Source organism: Pseudomonas sp. NY15437, assembly GCF_048068435.1.
Lineage (GTDB): Bacteria > Pseudomonadota > Gammaproteobacteria > Pseudomonadales > Pseudomonadaceae > Pseudomonas > Pseudomonas nitroreducens_B.
This window is the reverse complement of record NZ_JBLUQC010000005.1, coordinates 95297-110558: the sequence shown is the minus strand read 5'-3', so window position 1 is coordinate 110558 and position 15262 is coordinate 95297. Positions and strand designations below refer to the sequence as shown.

General features: G+C 65.9%; 17 protein-coding genes. 8 read left to right on the top strand and 9 right to left on the bottom strand.

The window, feature by feature from the left end; genetic code table 11:
* Positions 1-68 precede the first annotated feature (68 nt).
* A complete protein-coding gene (gene mqo / locus ACNFIA_RS13785; protein ID WP_259757243.1) occupies positions 69-1562 on the top strand; it encodes a malate dehydrogenase (quinone) in 1494 nt (497 codons plus the stop codon).
* A gap of 55 nt (positions 1563-1617) precedes the next feature.
* On the opposite strand, the gene ACNFIA_RS13780 is transcribed toward mqo, so the two are convergent.
* From ACNFIA_RS13780 to ACNFIA_RS13770, 3 genes are all read right to left on the bottom strand, one after another.
* Positions 1618-2019 (bottom strand): VOC family protein, encoded by a 402-nt coding sequence (locus ACNFIA_RS13780; protein ID WP_259757244.1) that lies wholly within the window; start codon positions 2017-2019, stop codon positions 1618-1620.
* A gap of 181 nt (positions 2020-2200) precedes the next feature.
* Positions 2201-2488, bottom strand: coding sequence for a PA4642 family protein (locus ACNFIA_RS13775; protein WP_017519723.1), 288 nt, complete (start codon positions 2486-2488; stop codon positions 2201-2203).
* 98 nt (positions 2489-2586) lie between these two features.
* A complete protein-coding gene (locus ACNFIA_RS13770) occupies positions 2587-3069 on the bottom strand; it encodes a hypothetical protein (protein WP_416786115.1) in 483 nt (160 codons plus the stop codon).
* A gap of 139 nt (positions 3070-3208) precedes the next feature.
* On the opposite strand from ACNFIA_RS13770, the gene ACNFIA_RS13765 reads away from it, so the two are divergent.
* Positions 3209-4126, top strand: coding sequence for a LysR family transcriptional regulator (locus tag ACNFIA_RS13765; protein ID WP_416785636.1), 918 nt, complete (start codon positions 3209-3211; stop codon positions 4124-4126).
* Here ACNFIA_RS13765 and ACNFIA_RS13760 read toward each other — a convergent pair.
* From ACNFIA_RS13760 to ACNFIA_RS13750, 3 genes are all read right to left on the bottom strand, one after another.
* Entirely contained in the window at positions 4110-5534 is a 1425-nt protein-coding gene (locus tag ACNFIA_RS13760; RefSeq protein ID WP_416785633.1) for an aldehyde dehydrogenase family protein, read from the bottom strand. The genes ACNFIA_RS13765 and ACNFIA_RS13760 overlap by 17 nt on opposite strands.
* Positions 5535-5749: 215 nt before the next feature.
* Positions 5750-6223, bottom strand: a complete 474-nt coding sequence (locus ACNFIA_RS13755; protein WP_259757248.1) for a WbuC family cupin fold metalloprotein — start codon at positions 6221-6223, stop codon at positions 5750-5752.
* 2 nt (positions 6224-6225) lie between these two features.
* Positions 6226-6783: a hypoxanthine-guanine phosphoribosyltransferase gene (locus ACNFIA_RS13750; protein ID WP_416785631.1), complete on the bottom strand. Its 558-nt coding sequence runs from the start codon at positions 6781-6783 to the stop codon at positions 6226-6228.
* A gap of 155 nt (positions 6784-6938) precedes the next feature.
* Here ACNFIA_RS13750 and upp point away from each other — a divergent pair, with 155 nt between their 5' ends.
* From upp to ACNFIA_RS13735, 3 genes are all read left to right on the top strand, one after another.
* On the top strand, positions 6939-7577 hold the full coding sequence (upp, locus tag ACNFIA_RS13745) for a uracil phosphoribosyltransferase (RefSeq protein WP_259757250.1): 639 nt from the start codon (positions 6939-6941) through the stop codon (positions 7575-7577).
* A 3-nt stretch (positions 7578-7580) separates the two neighbouring features.
* A complete protein-coding gene (locus tag ACNFIA_RS13740; protein WP_416785628.1) occupies positions 7581-8882 on the top strand; it encodes a uracil-xanthine permease family protein in 1302 nt (433 codons plus the stop codon).
* Between the two features lie 159 nt (positions 8883-9041).
* Positions 9042-10040 (top strand): lysylphosphatidylglycerol synthase transmembrane domain-containing protein, encoded by a 999-nt coding sequence (locus ACNFIA_RS13735; protein ID WP_259757252.1) that lies wholly within the window; start codon positions 9042-9044, stop codon positions 10038-10040.
* A 3-nt stretch (positions 10041-10043) separates the two neighbouring features.
* Here ACNFIA_RS13735 and ACNFIA_RS13730 read toward each other — a convergent pair whose 3' ends face one another.
* Positions 10044-10229 (bottom strand): hypothetical protein, encoded by a 186-nt coding sequence (locus ACNFIA_RS13730; RefSeq protein ID WP_416785626.1) that lies wholly within the window; start codon positions 10227-10229, stop codon positions 10044-10046.
* A gap of 87 nt (positions 10230-10316) precedes the next feature.
* Positions 10317-11168: a formyltetrahydrofolate deformylase gene (purU, locus tag ACNFIA_RS13725; RefSeq protein ID WP_017519713.1), complete on the bottom strand. Its 852-nt coding sequence runs from the start codon at positions 11166-11168 to the stop codon at positions 10317-10319.
* Positions 11169-11426: 258 nt separating this feature from the next.
* Here purU and mvaT point away from each other — a divergent pair, with 258 nt between their 5' ends.
* Entirely contained in the window at positions 11427-11801 is a 375-nt protein-coding gene (gene mvaT / locus ACNFIA_RS13720) for a histone-like nucleoid-structuring protein MvaT (RefSeq protein WP_416785624.1), read from the top strand.
* A gap of 70 nt (positions 11802-11871) precedes the next feature.
* Here the strand turns inward: mvaT and sbcB are convergent, their stop codons facing one another.
* A complete protein-coding gene (gene sbcB, locus ACNFIA_RS13715) occupies positions 11872-13302 on the bottom strand; it encodes an exodeoxyribonuclease I (RefSeq protein WP_416785621.1) in 1431 nt (476 codons plus the stop codon).
* A gap of 142 nt (positions 13303-13444) precedes the next feature.
* On the opposite strand from sbcB, the gene ACNFIA_RS13710 reads away from it, so the two are divergent.
* Together ACNFIA_RS13710 and ACNFIA_RS13705 are read left to right on the top strand one after the other, a co-directional pair.
* A complete protein-coding gene (locus tag ACNFIA_RS13710) occupies positions 13445-14260 on the top strand; it encodes a hypothetical protein (RefSeq protein WP_416785619.1) in 816 nt (271 codons plus the stop codon).
* A gap of 141 nt (positions 14261-14401) precedes the next feature.
* On the top strand, positions 14402-15169 hold the full coding sequence (locus ACNFIA_RS13705) for a hypothetical protein (RefSeq protein WP_416785616.1): 768 nt from the start codon (positions 14402-14404) through the stop codon (positions 15167-15169).
* The last annotated feature ends 93 nt before the right edge of the window (positions 15170-15262 follow it).

The following is a 15262-nucleotide window of genomic DNA, read 5'->3' as shown; positions in this document are numbered from 1 at the left end:
CAACTTTTACGCACCTGAGCGAAAGTCCCCTGTCACAACTGGCTGCTGATAGTTTTGGAGACGCGTTAATGGCGCAGAACGAAATCGAATCGATGGACGTGCTGCTGGTCGGCGCCGGCATCATGAGCGCAACCCTGGCTGTCCTGCTCAAGGAAGTCGATCCGGGCGTCAAGCTCGAGATCGTCGAACTGCAGGAGTCCGGGGCCGTCGAGAGTTCCAACCCGTGGAACAACGCCGGCACCGGTCACGCCGGCCTCTGCGAGCTGAACTACACGCCGCAGGCGGCCGACGGCTCGATCGACATCAAGAAGGCGGTGAACATCAACGCCCAGTTCGAGGTGTCCAAGCAGTTCTGGGCCTACCTGACCGGGAAGGACGCCTTCGGCGCGCCGCGCAACTTCATCAATCCCGTTCCGCACATGAGCTTCGTGCGCGGCAAGGACATTCCGTTCCTGAAGAAGCGCTTCGAGCTGCTCAGCCAGCACCACGCCTTCGCCTCGATGGAATACACCGAGGACCGCGCGAAGATCGCCGACTGGGCCCCGCTGACCATGCCCGGCCGCCCGGCCGACGAGCAGGTCGCGATGACCCGCGTGGAAAGCGGCACCGACGTCAACTTCGGCGCCCTGACCAACCAGCTGCTGGGCTATCTCGCCAGCCGCGAAGGCAGCGAAGTCCGCTACTTCCAGAAGGTCGTGGGCCTGCAGCGCAACGGTGACGGCTGGCTGGTGGACATCAAGAACACCCAGACCGGCGACGCCCGCAAGGTCAAGGCGAAGTTCGTCTTCCTCGGCGCTGGCGGCGGCGCGCTGCCGCTACTGCAGATGTCCGGCATCCCGGAAAGCAAGGGCTTCGGCGGCTTCCCGGTGAGCGGCCAGTGGCTGCGCTGCGACAACCCCGAGGTGGTCAAGCAGCACCAGGCCAAGGTCTACAGCCAGGCCGAAGTGGGCGCCCCGCCGATGTCCGTGCCGCACCTGGACACCCGCGTGGTAGAGGGCAAGACCTCCCTGCTGTTCGGCCCCTACGCCGGTTTCTCCACCAAGTTCCTGCGCCACGGTTCGTTCCTCGACCTGCCGCTCTCGGTACGCACCAGCAACCTGTTGCCGATGCTCGCCGTGGCCCGCGACAACATGGACCTCACCCGCTATCTGGTGAAGGAAGTCATGCAGTCCATGGACCAGCGTATCGAGGCCCTGCGCAAGTTCTACCCGCAGCTGAATCCGGCCGACTGGCGTCTGGAAACCGCCGGCCAGCGCGTGCAGATCATCAAGAAGGACCCGAAGAAAGGCGGCATCCTGCAGTTCGGTACCGAACTGGTGGCGGCCCAGGACGGCAGCATCGCCGCCCTGCTCGGTGCCTCGCCGGGCGCCTCGGTCACCGTGTCGATCATGCTGGGCCTGCTGGAGCGCTGCTTCCCCGAGCGCTACAAGTCGGCCGAGTGGACCGCGAAGCTCAAGGAGATCTTCCCGGCCCGCGAGAAGCAGCTGGAGACCGACGCCGCGGCCTACCGCGAAGTCAACCAGATGACCGCCGACCGCCTGCAGATCGTCGCCGCGTCCTGAGCCGTGCGCTCATGAAAAAGCCCGCCATCCGGCGGGCTTTTTCGTTTCCGTGGACTCACTGGCAACTGACCATCCAGCCGACGCCGAACCGGTCGGTGAGCATGCCGAAGCGTTGCGCCCAGAAGGTCTTCTCCAGCGGCGTCTCCACGCGCCCTTCCTCCGCCAGGGCGGCGAACGCCTTTTCCGCGGCGACCACGCTGCGCAGCGTGAGGTGCAGGGAGAAGCCATTGAAGGCGGCGTTGTGCTCGCCGCGGCCATCGGACAAGAAGACTTCCGTCTCGCCGATCTGCAGGCTGGCGTGCATCACCTTGTCCAGCCAGCCATCGGGCACCGGCGACGGGCCCGGTGCCTCTTCGAAGCGCATCAGCGCCCCCAGTTGCGCGCCCACCGCGCGCTGGTAGAAGGCAATGGCCTCATCGGCGCGGCCATGGAAAAACAGATAGGGCTGTACGTGCACGGCTTCATCCTCGCCTTGTCGTTATCGTTCTGAGGAGAAGTCTAGGCGGGGATTTGGCGTTCGTTCGCGAGCAAGCTCGCTCCTACGAAAAGCGACCCCATCCTGTAGGAGCGAGCTTGCTCGCGAACCGCCCTGAACGAAAAAGCCCGCACATGGCGGGCTTTTCAGCGGCTCGCTGCGATCAGCCGCGAGCGGCCTTGATCACCTCGATGTACGGCTCGGCCTGGCGCTGGTCCTGGATCAGGGCGATGAAATCCTGGCCCTGGGCATCCTTGGCGGACAGGTCGTAGCCGGCCTCGACGAAGAAGCCGACGAAGCGCTCGAAGTCGTCGATGCGCAGGCCGCGGTAGGCCTTGACCAGCTTGTGCAGGGACGCCGGAGTGTCATCGGCCGGTTCCACGTCGAGGAACAGCTTGATGGCGTCGTCGTTTATCTCTTCGCCAATCACCTGCTTCTTGTCTTTACGCATCGCTCGCTTCTCTCTACGGCTGTCTCGGGAATCGCGGCCGGCAGCGGCTCAGGCCGGGCACCACGGGTCGGGCAGTTTAACCTTGCGCCGGGCGCGGCTCAACGCGCACGCACCGCGCCGGTGTGCAGGTCGGCCCAGATATGGCCGTTGCCGTAGGTGAGGAACTGCACGTAGACAGTGCCGTTGCGCAGCAGGTCGAGCAGCTGCGGATAAGCCGCCTGCGGGTAGTACAGGCTTAGCACGCGGGTCTTCTCGTCGTAGACCGGCTTTTTCAGGCTCTTGCCCTCGGCGTCGAAGCTGATCACCACCTGGCTGATCTGCGCGCCCTTGTTCAGCGGCTTGCCTTTGAGGCGCAGCAGCGCTGGCGTGGTGATCGGAATCGGCTGCTGGTTGGATTGGCGCTGGTTGCCCAGCACCACGCTGTATTCGGTGACCTGCAGCAGTTGCTGCTGCTCCGGCTCGCCCTGGCGCAGGCCGGCATCATCCGGCGGCAGGAACTGGCTGTGCATCGGTGCGGCAACGGCCATCCCGGCTATCGACAGAGGAAGGCAGAACAACAGCGCCAGCACGGCGCCCGGCATGCGAACGGACATCATCACCTCCGCGGGACAGGGCCGGGCACTCTAGCACGCACGCCAAGCGACACGACAGGCACACATGGCATGCTCGCCGATACATTGATAGGCTTCGAAGCAAAAGCCATCACACATCGACCAGAGCATGCTGCACAACGTCTCCGACCTCGACCTGCGCCTGCTGCGCATCTTCGCCTGCGTGGTGCGCTGCGGTGGCTTCTCCGCCGCGCAAGGCGAGCTGGGCATGGGCCAGTCGACCATCAGCACGCACATCGCCAGCCTGGAGACGCGCCTGGGCTACCGGCTGTGCGAGCGCGGCAAGAGCGGCTTCCGCCTGACCGAGAAAGGCGAGCGGGTACTGGCCTACGCGCAGAGCCTGTTCGCCGCGCTGGGCGACTTCCGCGATCAGGTGCAATCCCTTGCCGGCCGGCTGGTGGGCGAACTGCACCTGGGCCTGGCCGACAACATCGCCACCCTGCCCGACGCGCGCATCCCCCAGACCCTGGCCCGCTTCCACCGCCGCGATCAGGACGTGCGCCTGCATTTTCTCATCGAGTCCTCCAGCGAACTGGAGCGCCTGGTCCTCAGCGGCCGGCTGCACCTGGCCATCGCCTGTTTCAGCCGGCGCCTGCCGAACCTGCGCTACCAGCCGCTGTACCACGAACGCGTGGCCGTCTTCTGCGGGCGCGCGCACCCGTTGTTCGACCAGACCGTGAACGACGCCAGCGAGCTGGAACGCTGCGACTGGATTCAGCACGGCTACGCGGTGGCCGACGTGCAGCTGCCGGCGGACCCGCAGCGCAGCACGGCGTTCGCCCAGCACATGGAGGCCGTGCTGCACGCCGTGCGCGCCGGCACCCACCTGGGCTACCTGCCCACCCACTACGCCGAGCGCTGGGTGGAACAGGGCGAGATGCGCGCCCTGCTGCCGGACCGCCTGGGCTACGGCATCACCCACAGCCTGGTGGTGCGCGACGAGCCGGGGCACAACGAAGCGCTCCAGGCGCTGGTCGAGGACCTGTGCCTGGAGCACGGTGCGGCGCCGATCAGCGCGGCGCGGTGATGTGCTTGATGTCGAAGAACGCCGACAGCCCCCACGGGCCCAGCTCGCGGCCGATGCCGCTGCGCTTGCCGCCGCCCCAGGAAGTCTGCGGGAAGACGACCTGCGGCGAGTTCAGCCAGACGTTGCCGGCCTCCAGGTTCTCGGCGACGCGCTGGGCGCGCTCCAGGTCCGCGCTGCACACCGTGGCGGCCAGGGCGAAGTCACTGTCGTTGGCCTGACGCAGCGCGTCCGCTTCGTCGCTGAAGGTGCGCACGCACAGCACCGGGCCGAAGATCTCTTCGCGCCACAGGCGGCTGTCCGCCGGCACATCGGTGTACACCGTCGGCTGGATGAACCAGCCCTCGCCCGCTTCGCCACCGGTCAGGCAGGCCAGGCCTTCGTCGCGGGCCACGGCGAAGTAGTCGAGCACCTTGCGGTACTGCGCTTCGCTGGTCATCGGGCCCATGTCCGTCTCGCCCTGCAGCGAATCGCCAACCCGCAGGCTTTCCACCGCTTCCTTGAGCTTCGCCAACAGCGGCGCCGCGATGGATGCCTGCACCAGCAGGCGCGAGGTGGCGGAGCACATCTGCCCGGCGTTCCAGTAGACGCCGGCGATGATCCACTGCACGGCTTCGTCCAGGTCGCAATCCTCGAACACCAGGATCGGCGACTTGCCGCCCAGCTCCAGGCCCACCGGCAGGGTGCGCGCGGCAGCGGCTTCCATGACCTTACGGCCGACGACGTTGCTGCCGGTGAAGGACAGCTTGGCGATGCCCGGATGGCTGCACAGCGACGCGCCGGCATCGGCCAGGCCCGGCACCAGGTTCAGCACGCCGGCTGGCAGGCCGATGGCGTCGGCGACTTCGCCCAGCACCAGCTCGATCAGCGGAGTGATTTCCGAGGGCTTGAGCACCACGGTGCAGCCCGCCGCCAGGGCCGGCGCGACCTTCCAGGCGCTGGTCACCAGCGGGAAGTTCCACGGCACGATCAGGCCGACCACGCCGATGGGCTCGAAGCGCGTCTGCGAGCGGTAGCCGGCGTCCGGCAGGGCGACCTCGGCGTTCTGCCGGGCGTCCAGCTGGTCGGCCAGCTCGGCGTAATAGGCGAAGGTGGCGATGGCGTCGCCGATATCGATTTCCGCCTCCAGGCGCGGCTTGCCACTGGCCTGCATCTGCAGGGTGGTCAGGGCTTCGCGGCGCGCCTCGAGCTGCTCGGCGAAGGCGCGCAGGTAACCCGCGCGCTGGGCGGCGGTGGTCAGTCGCCAGTCGGCGAAGGCGCGCTGGGCGGCAGCGACGGCGCGCTCCACATCGGATGCCCCGGCACAGGCAACTTCCGGCAGCGCTTCACGGGTGGCGGGAGCGATCGGGCGCAGGACGGCGCCGCTGGCGGCGGCTTGCCACTGGCCATCGATATACAGGAGACGGGACATGCGAACCTCGGACGGTTGTCGTGGGAGGGTCGCAGGATAGGCGGGGCATGCATCGGCAAAAATGCGAGTCAGCCCATGCATGCATCGATGCGGACAGATGTATCAGACGGAACTGTAGGAGCGAGCTTGCTCGCCAACATTGGGCCCCACTTCGATGTGAAACCCGGCGCGAAGCGGTTCGCGAGCAAGCTCGCTCCTACAAAAGCGCAGATGCTTCAGGCGAACTGCGCGCGCATCCACGCCAGATAGTCGGCCGCGCCCGCCTCGCCTTCGCGTGGCGCCCACTGCCCACGTTCGTCTTCACCCAGCGGGACGAAGGGGCCGGCCTTGGCTTCGAACATGATGCTGTCCGGCTCCAGCGCCACGATGGCGTGGAAGGTGCCCGGCGGCAGGTCGGCGCCGACGCACTCGCCGCCTGCGCGCAGCACGCGGGTGGTCAGCAGCTCACCGCTGTCGGAGAAGATCAGCAGGCCCAGCGCACCCTTCACCACCAGCAGGCTTTCGGCCTTGTCCGGGTGTCGGTGGCAATGCGGGGGGATATAGCTGTCGGGCTGCAGCGCATTGAGCAGGCGATGACACGGCTCGCTCTGCTCATGGAAGTTGTGGTTCTGCCGGCGCCGGGGGCTGGCGGCGGCACGGGCCGCCACCTCGTCGAACAGCGCGCTGTCGAGGAAACGCGGCCCGCTCATCCTCAGAGGCCCTTGACCGCGAAGATGCCGGCGGCGTTGCGCCAGTAGCCCTTGTAGTCCATGCCGTAGCCGAAGATGTAGCGGTCGACGCAGGACAGACCCACGTAGTCGGCCTTCAGGTCCGGGCGGGCCTTGCGGTCGTGGTTCTTGTCGATCAGCACGGCGGTGTGCACGCACTTGGCGCCGGCGTGCTTGCAGAAGTCGATGATCGCCGAGAGGGTGTGCCCTTCGTCGAGGATGTCATCGATGATCAGCACGTCGCGGTCGATGAAGGAAATTTCCGGTTTTGCCTTCCAGAACAGCTCGCCGCCGGTGGTCTCGTTGCGGTAACGGGTCGCATGCAGGTAAGACGCTTCCAGCGGGAAGTTCAGCAGCGGCAGCAGCTTGCCGGAGAAGATCAGACCACCGTTCATCACGCAGAACACCACCGGGTTGGTGTCGGCCAGCGAGCCATTGATGGCCTCGGCGACACGGGCGATGGCGGCCTCGACCTCGGCGTTGGTGTACAGGCAGTCGGCTTCGGCCATGACGTGGCGGATGTGCGCGAGATCGACGGACATGGGGGTTCTCCGGTGAAAAAGTGCGCAAAGGTACCTATCGGCGTGCCATGGAGCAAGGGTCAGCGGACGAATGTCGCCGACAATCGTGGCCCAAGATAGCTAGGATGCATTACGCTACCGCAATTTTTTTGCCAGCCCGTCCGGAGAACCCATCCATGCCCGTCCTCGAGATTCGCCATCCCCTGATCCGCCACAAGATCGGACTGATGCGCCGTCACGATATCAGTACCAAGAACTTCCGCGAGCTGGCCCAGGAAGTGGGCGCCCTGCTGACCTACGAGGCGACCAAGGACCTGCCGCTGGAGAACTACGAGATCGAAGGCTGGGCGGGCCCCGTGCAGGTCGAGAAGATCGCCGGCAAGAAGATCACCGTGGTGCCGATCCTGCGCGCCGGCATCGGCATGCTCGACGGCGTGCTCAGCCTGATTCCGGGGGCCAAGGTCAGCGCCGTGGGCGTGGCGCGCAACGAGGAAACCCTCGAAGCGCACACCTACCTGGAAAAGCTGGCGCCGGACATCGCCGAGCGCCGCTCGCTGATCATCGACCCGATGCTGGCCACCGGCGGTTCCATGGTCGCCACCATCAACCTGCTGAAGAAAGCCGGCAGCAAGGACATCCGCGCCATGGTGCTGGTGGCGGCGCCGGAAGGGATCAAGGCGGTCAACGATGCGCATCCGGACGTGCTCATCCTCACCGCATCCATCGACCAGTGCCTGAATGAGCACGGTTACATCATGCCGGGCCTGGGCGATGCCGGCGACAAGATCTTCGGCACCAAGCAGAAGGACACCTGATCGATGGCCGATGAATACAACGACCCGCTGTGGCGCCAGGTGATCTCTGGCGCGCAGATGCTCTTCGTGGCCTTCGGCGCGCTGGTGCTGATGCCGCTGATCACCGGCCTCGACCCGAACGTCGCGCTGTTCACCGCCGGCTTCGGCACCCTGATGTTCCAGCTCGTCACCGGCCGCCAGGTCCCGGTGTTCCTGGCGTCGAGCTTCGCCTTCATCACCCCGATCATCCTCGCCAAGGGCCAGTTCGGCCTGGCGGCGACCATGGGCGGCGTGGTGGCGGCAGGCTTCGTCTACACCTTCCTGGGCCTGGCGGTGAAGATCAAGGGCACCGGTTTCATCGACCGTCTGCTGCCGCCGGTGGTCATCGGCCCGGTGATCATCTCCATCGGCCTGGCCATGGCGCCGATCGCCGCCAACATGGCGATGGGCAAGGCTGGTGACGGCACCGAGCTGATTCCCTACAAGACCGCCATGTTCATCTCCATGCCGGCCCTGCTGACCACCCTGATCGTCGCGGTGTTCGGCAAGGGCATGCTGCGCCTGGTGCCGATCATCGCCGGCGTGCTGGTGGGCTACGGCCTGTCCTTCGCCTTCGGCGTGGTCGACGTAGCCAAGATCGTCGCCGCGCCCTGGCTGGAGCTGCCGAAATTCACCGCGCCGGAATTCAACTGGCAGGCCATCCTGTTCATCGTCCCGGTGGCGCTGGCGCCCGCCATCGAGCACATCGGCGGGGTGATCGCCGTGGGCGGCGTGACCGGCAAGAACTACCTGAAGACCCCGGGCCTGCACCGCACCCTGCTGGGCGACGGCATCGCCACCTCGGCTGCCGGCCTGTTCGGCGGCCCGCCGAACACCACCTACGCCGAAGTCACCGGCGCGGTGATGCTGACCAAGAACTACAACCCGAAGATCATGACCTGGGCGGCGGTATTCGCCATCGGCCTGGCCTTCATCGGCAAGTTCGGCGCCATCCTGCAGAGTATCCCGGTGCCGGTGATGGGCGGCATCCTCTGCCTGCTGTTCGGCACCATCGCCTCGGTGGGCATGAACACCCTGATCCGCCACAAGGTCGACCTGTCCCAGGCGCGCAACCTGTGCATCGTCTCGGTCACCCTGGTGTTCGGCATCGGAGGCGTGCTGATCGGCACCGGCACCGGCCCGGACGATTTCGGCTTGAAGGGCATCGCCCTGTGCGCCATCGTCGCCATCCTGCTCAACCTGATCCTGCCGGGCGAAGAAGGCTGGCAGAACAAGGCGCTGGAGCAAGGCGCCGGCGACGCCTCCGCCGAGAAGCCCGCCGAGTGAGGCCGTGGCGCCGCCGCCGGGCGGCGCCACCCCACGTAAAGTTGGGCGAACGCCACCTGCCGATCACGGTCCACTCAGCATGACAGTTCGATTCCGACCGGAGGCACTGCCCATCCGCTTCGCCTCGCCCGTCCCGTTTGCCCCCTCACAGGTGCGCCCGTGAGCCGCGCCGCCTGGCTGTTGCTCGGCCTGATCGGCGCGTCGCTGATCCCCCTGGCCCTCGGCGGCCGGGAGATGCTCGAGCACGTGCTGGCCTTCCCCCGCGACCAGTTGCTGCTCATGTTCGGCATGATCTGCCTGTGCTGGCTCATCAACGCGCAGAAGCTGCGGGTACTGCTCAACGGCCGCGCCGGCGAGATCGGCAAGGCGCGCTCGGTGGGCATCATCATGGCTTCCGAATTCGCCTTCTACGCCACCCCGGGCGGCACCGGCGGCCCGCTGACGCTGATGGCCCTGCTCGCCCGCCACGGCATGCGCCCGGCGCACAGCAGCGCGATCTTCGCCGTGGATCAGTTGAGTGACCTGCTGTTCTTCCTCTGCGCGCTGGCGGCCGTGCTGGTCTGGGCGCTTTCGCACAGCGTCAGCCCGAACCTGGAAACCTCGCTGATCACCAGCGGCGTGTTGCTGGGCGGGATCTTCTTCGGCGTGGTCCTGCTGGCGCGCTTCCAGCGCCGGGTGATCACGGCCAACGGCCGGCTGCTCAAGCGACTGGGCATGAAGCCGCGCCGACGCCTGCACTGGGCGCGCAAATGCCTGCATTTTCGCGACACGCTGGTGAGCTGCCTGCGCCAGCCCAAGCGGCGGCTGCTGCTGATCTTCTTCTTCACCTGCTGCCACTGGACCCTGCGCTTCTCGGTGCTCTACATCACCCTCAAGGCACTGGGCGTGGACCTGCACTGGGCCTGGGCCTTCCTGATCCAGCTGCTGTCGCTGGCCGCGGGCCTCGCCACGCTGCTGCCCGGCGGTGCTGGCGGCACCGAGCTGACCTCGGCAGCGCTGCTCGCCCCCCTGGTGGGCAAGTCCACGGCAGCCGCGGCCATCCTGATCTGGCGCGTGGTGACCTACTACTTCTACCTGGTGATGGGCGCGCCGGTGTTCGCCGTGATGGCGGGCCGGCCACTGCTGCGCAAGCTGATCGGCCTGCGCGAGCGCGCCTGAGGCTCAGTCGCCGGAAGGCTTGTCGTCGGCGGAAGGCGCGTCGGGGTTGAGCGAATCCCAGAGTTCGGCGGCGCCGGGAAACTCGGTGCCGTCCTCGTCGCTCAGCGCGTCGGGATCGTAGCGGCTGGTACAGCCTTCGCCCAGGGTGGGCGGCGGGGTGGCGGTGCCGGGGTTCTTCGGGTCACGCATGCTGGCCATCTCCGTTGAGCGCAGCGCCCGCCGCCGGACGACGGCGGGTGCCTGCGAAGTACCCAGTGTAGAACCAGGCCGGGTGGATCAGTCGAAAACCACGGTCTTGTTGTCGTGCACCAGCACGCGGTCTTCCAGGTGGTAGCGCAGGCCGCGGGCCAGCACCAGCTTCTCCACGTCCTTGCCCAGGCGCACCAGGTCCTCGATGTTGTCACGGTGGCTGATGCGCACCACGTCCTGCTCGATGATCGGGCCGGCGTCCAGTTCCTCGGTCACGTAGTGGCAGGTGGCGCCGATCAGCTTCACGCCGCGCAGCGAGGCCTGGTGGTACGGCTTGGCACCGACGAAGGACGGCAGGAAGCTGTGGTGGATGTTGATCACCTGGTGGCGGTACTTCTGGCACAGGTCCGGCGGCAGGATCTGCATGTAGCGCGCCAGCACCACGTTGTCGGCCTGGTGCTCGTCGATCAGGCGCGACACCTGCTCGAAGGCCGGCTGCTTGTTCTTCGGGTCCACCGGAACGTGGAAGTACGGAATGCCGTGCCATTCCACCATGCTGCGCAGGTCATCGTGGTTGGCGATCACGCAGGGAATCTCGCAGTCCAGCTCGCCGCTGTGCCAGCGGTGCAGCAGGTCGGCCAGGCAATGCGACTCGCGGCTGGCCATCAGCACGACGCGCTTCTTCACCGAGGAGTCGGTGATCCGCCACTCCATGGAGAACTCACGGGCGATGGGCGCGAACGCCTGGCGGAAACCATCGATATCGAACGGCAAGGAATCGGCACGAATCTCATGCCGCATGAAGAACCAGCCGTTGTCATTGTCGGAATGGTGACTGGCCTCGGTGATCCAGCCGTTGTAAGTGGCCAGGAAATTACTCACCTTGGCGACGATGCCGACCCCGTCGGGGCAGGCGATCACCAGTCGGAAAGTGCGCATGGGTGTACTCCAGATACATCGCGAAGGCCGCCATTCTAGCGGCTGCGAGGGAAAAGATCAGCCATTGCCGTGGTGCGCCGACGAGAGTCGGTTCACGGCATTGCGAGTGCTGCGGTTAATTACCCGGGAATGAATTAGTTAAATACTTTTGCATTTATTCACAAAACTTTGCCCGCGTATTTACTTGAACAACTTCGCTGACTATTATGACTGCTACAAACTATCCGCCACCGCTGGACCCAGAACAAGGTACCCAACATGTCGCTGATCAACGAGTACCGCGCTACCGAAGAAGCCATCAAGGAACTTCAGGAGCGCCTGAAATCCCTGGAGCAGGACGACAAGCTGAAGAAAGAGCTTGAGTTCGAAGAGAAACTTCGCGCGCTGATGGCCAGCTACGGCAAGTCCCTGCGTGATGTCATCGCCCTGCTCGATCCGGACGCGAAGCTGAGCAAATCGCCGCGCGCCGCCAAGACCACTGCGACCAAGCGTGCTCGCAAGGTCAAGCAATACAAGAACCCGCACAACGGTGAAGTCATCGAAACCAAGGGCGGCAATCACAAGACCCTGAAGGAATGGAAAGCCAAGTGGGGCGCCGAGGCCGTAGAAGGCTGGGCCACGCTGCTGGGCTAAGCCTTGCACGGATGAAAAACGCCAGCCTCGCGCTGGCGTTTTTTATTACCCGCAGAAAAACTGCGACGCTCTACAGGTTATAGCGAGCGCGCAACACCTGGGCATACTTCTCCCACTCTTGCAGGACCAAACGGCCGGCGGGCGTTGCATTGACCAGTTGTTCGTCCATGGCCGCCGCGAAGTTATCCAGCGTATTGGGCGCACCGTACTCCGGCTGACTCAGGCGGGCGCGGCAGAAGTCCTGCCATTGTTGCTGCTGCTCGGCCGACAAAGTTTCCGGGAAATTGCGCGCGCGATAACGGAAGAGCAGTTCGGGAAGTCGCGCATCGTCGAATGGCCATTGTTCTTTGGCCAGGCGCGCGGGATCAGCCTGGCGTACCTGTTCGCACAATCGACGATCACGGTCGCCGATAAAACCGTCATACAACTGCTGTTCGGGATCGTCACTGCCGGCGAAACTTTCCTCGGCATACAACGGCGCAAGTTTGTCCTGCCAGATCGCCTTGCCATCGGTCAGCGTCTGCGCCGCCGCGAGGCAGGCCGCAAGGTTCAGGCCGATACGTTCCCGGTCCTGCGGGCGCAAGACGGACAATGGCGCCACCACCGGGCACTTGTTGATGTGAAGCAGCTTCAGCGGCACCGGCAGTTCGCCCTCGGCCAACGCGTCGCGACGGGTGTAGAGGCGCTTGCGCAGGGTGTCCGCGTCCAGCTCCAGCAACGGCGACACGTCGGCGCCCAGATCGCAGACGATCAGCGCGTTGCGGTTGCGCGGATGCCAGCCCAGCGGCAGTACCACCGACAGGTAGTGCCGCGCCGCGGAGAACATGCCGGAGATGTGCACCATCGGCTGCAGCACGCGCACCTGGTCGAGCACCCCCTGCTTGCCGCGCAGGCGGTAGAGATACTCGTAGAGCTTGGGCTGGCGGTCGCGCACCAGCCGCGCCAGGGCGATGGTGGCGCGCACGTCAAAGAGTGCATCGTGCGCCTGCCCATGGTCGATGCCGTTGGCCGCGGTGAGGCGCTCCAGCTTGAGGCTGACGACGCCCTCCTGCTCGGGCCAGACGATGCCTTCAGGGCGCAGCGCGTAGGCGGTGCGCACCATGTCGATCAGATCCCAGCGGCTGTTGCCGCCCTGCCACTCGCGGGCGTAGGGGTCGAAGAAGTTGCGGTAGAGGCTGTAGCGCGTCACCTCGTCGTCGAAGCGCAGGGTGTTGTAGCCCGCCACGCAGGTGCCCGGCTGCGCCAGTTCGGCGTACAGCCGGGTCATGAATTCCGCCTCGCCCAGGCCGCGCTCTTCCAGGCGCGCGGGGGTGATGCCGGTGACCAGGCAGGCGACCGGGTGCGGCAGGATGTCGTCGCTGGGACGGCAATAGAGGTTCAGCGACTCGCCGATCTCGTTGAGGTCCTCGTCCGTCCGAATGCCCGCCACCTGCAACGGGCGGTCGCGGCGCGGGTCGATACCGGTGGTTTCGTAGTCGTACCAGAAGATGCTGGCGCTCATGATTTTTCCTTGCCTGCAAGCGAGTGCGTCGCAGTCTAACAGTGCGGCTGGCCACACTTCCAAAACGCCTCGCTGGCTCCCAGCCAGCCCCCGCCTTTATGATGGGCGTCGCAAGGACACCCCACTGGAAAGGACTTTCCTCATGCAAGACATCGCGACACCCAATCCCTACAGCGTTCCGCTGAGCAACCTCGAGCCCGGCGCGGCGCACGGCAGCGTGCCCTCCATCGCCCAGGCCCTGAGCCGCGGCTACGACTTCCGCATCGGCGACCTGCTGGGCGAATCCTGGCGCCGCACCAAGGGCACCAAGGGCCTGATCCTCGGCGGCTTCGTGGTCTTCTACGCGGCGATCTTCGTCCTGATCAACGTGCTCAGCCTGTTCCTCACCGTCGCCGGCGTGGCCGGCATCGCAGGCCTGGGGCTGCTCGGCGACAGCGACGCCGCCGGTGGCCTGGCGGTCGGCGCGATCCTCGCCTTCGTTCTCGGCACCATCATCGTCAGCCTCGCCGCCACCGCCTTGTGCTACCCGCTGCTGGCGGGCGTGAACATGCTCGGCATCCGCCGCGCGGCAGACCAGCCGCTGCGCTTCAACGAGATCTTCAGCCACTTCGGCCGCACCTTCCAGGTCGTCGCCTGCGTGCTGCTGAGCACGCTGATGATCTTCATCGGCTACCTGCTCTTCGTGCTGCCGGGCATCTACCTGAGCATCGCCTACCTGCTCGCCGTGCCGCTGGTGGTCGAGCGCGGCCTGTCGCCGTGGGCCGCCCTTGAGGCTTCGCGCAAGGCCATCAGCCAACACTGGTTCAAGGTCTTCGGCCTGCTGCTGGTGTTCGGCCTGCTGTTCAGCCTCAGCGGCCTGACCCTGGGCATCGCGCTGATCTGGCTGGTGCCGTGGCTGATCGTCGCCATCGGTGTGCTGTACCGCACCATCTTCGGCGTACTGCCCAGCAAGCCGTGACCCAGTCCCTGCAGGCGGCCGGGCCGGCCGCCTGCAGGCACAGCGGAAGTTTCCACGGATTATTCGAGAAGCGTTCCTACGACCGGCATTAGCCTGCCCCGTCAAACTCCGGCGCCCAGTCAGCGCCCCTGGAGCATCCCAATGAGCACCGATACCTCTCCCACCCCCTTTGCAACCCCCACCAGCGACCTGCAGGACCCGATTGCCAGCGGCACGGTCCCGAGCATCGACGAAGCCCTGGCCCGCGGCTATGACTTCTCCATCGACGGCCTGATCAAGGAAGCCTGGCAACGCGTCAGCGGCACTAAGGGCCTGATCATCGCCGGCGTCATCGTCTACGCCGTGCTGGTCCAGGTGTTCAGCTTCGTGCTGGGCATGATCCTCGGCGTGGGCTACGCGGCCTCCGGCGCCGAGCCCAGCGCCACAGCGCTGGTCCTGCAGACCATCGTCGGCATCCTCGCCGGCACCGTGGGCTACCCGATCATGGCGGGCATCAACCTGATCGGCATCCGCCGCGCGGCCGACCAGCCCATCTCTTTCAACGAGATGTTCAGCCACTTCGGCCAGTTCGTGCCGCTGCTGATCACCGGCCTTGTGATGACCGTGCTGATCTACGTGGGCCTGTTGCTGCTGATCCTGCCGGGCCTCTACCTGAGCATCGCCTACATCCTGGCGATCCCGCTGGTGGTCGAGCGCAAGCTCAGCCCCTGGCAGGCGCTGGAAGCGTCGCGCAAGGCCATCACCCAGCACTGGTTCAAGGTCTTCGGCCTGTTCCTGGTGCTGGGCCTGATCATGATGGTGAGCGCCATCCCGCTCGGCATCGGCCTGGTCTGGACCCTGCCGCTGGCCGTCATCTCCATCGGTGTGCTGTACCGCACCATTTTCGGCGTACTGCCGCCGACCAACTGATCAAATCGGCCTGACCCTGCCCGCGCGGTTGCCTCGCCGCACCGCGCTGGCTAGCATCTGGCTCTTACGTCATCGACAGCGGTTTCCCTTGAG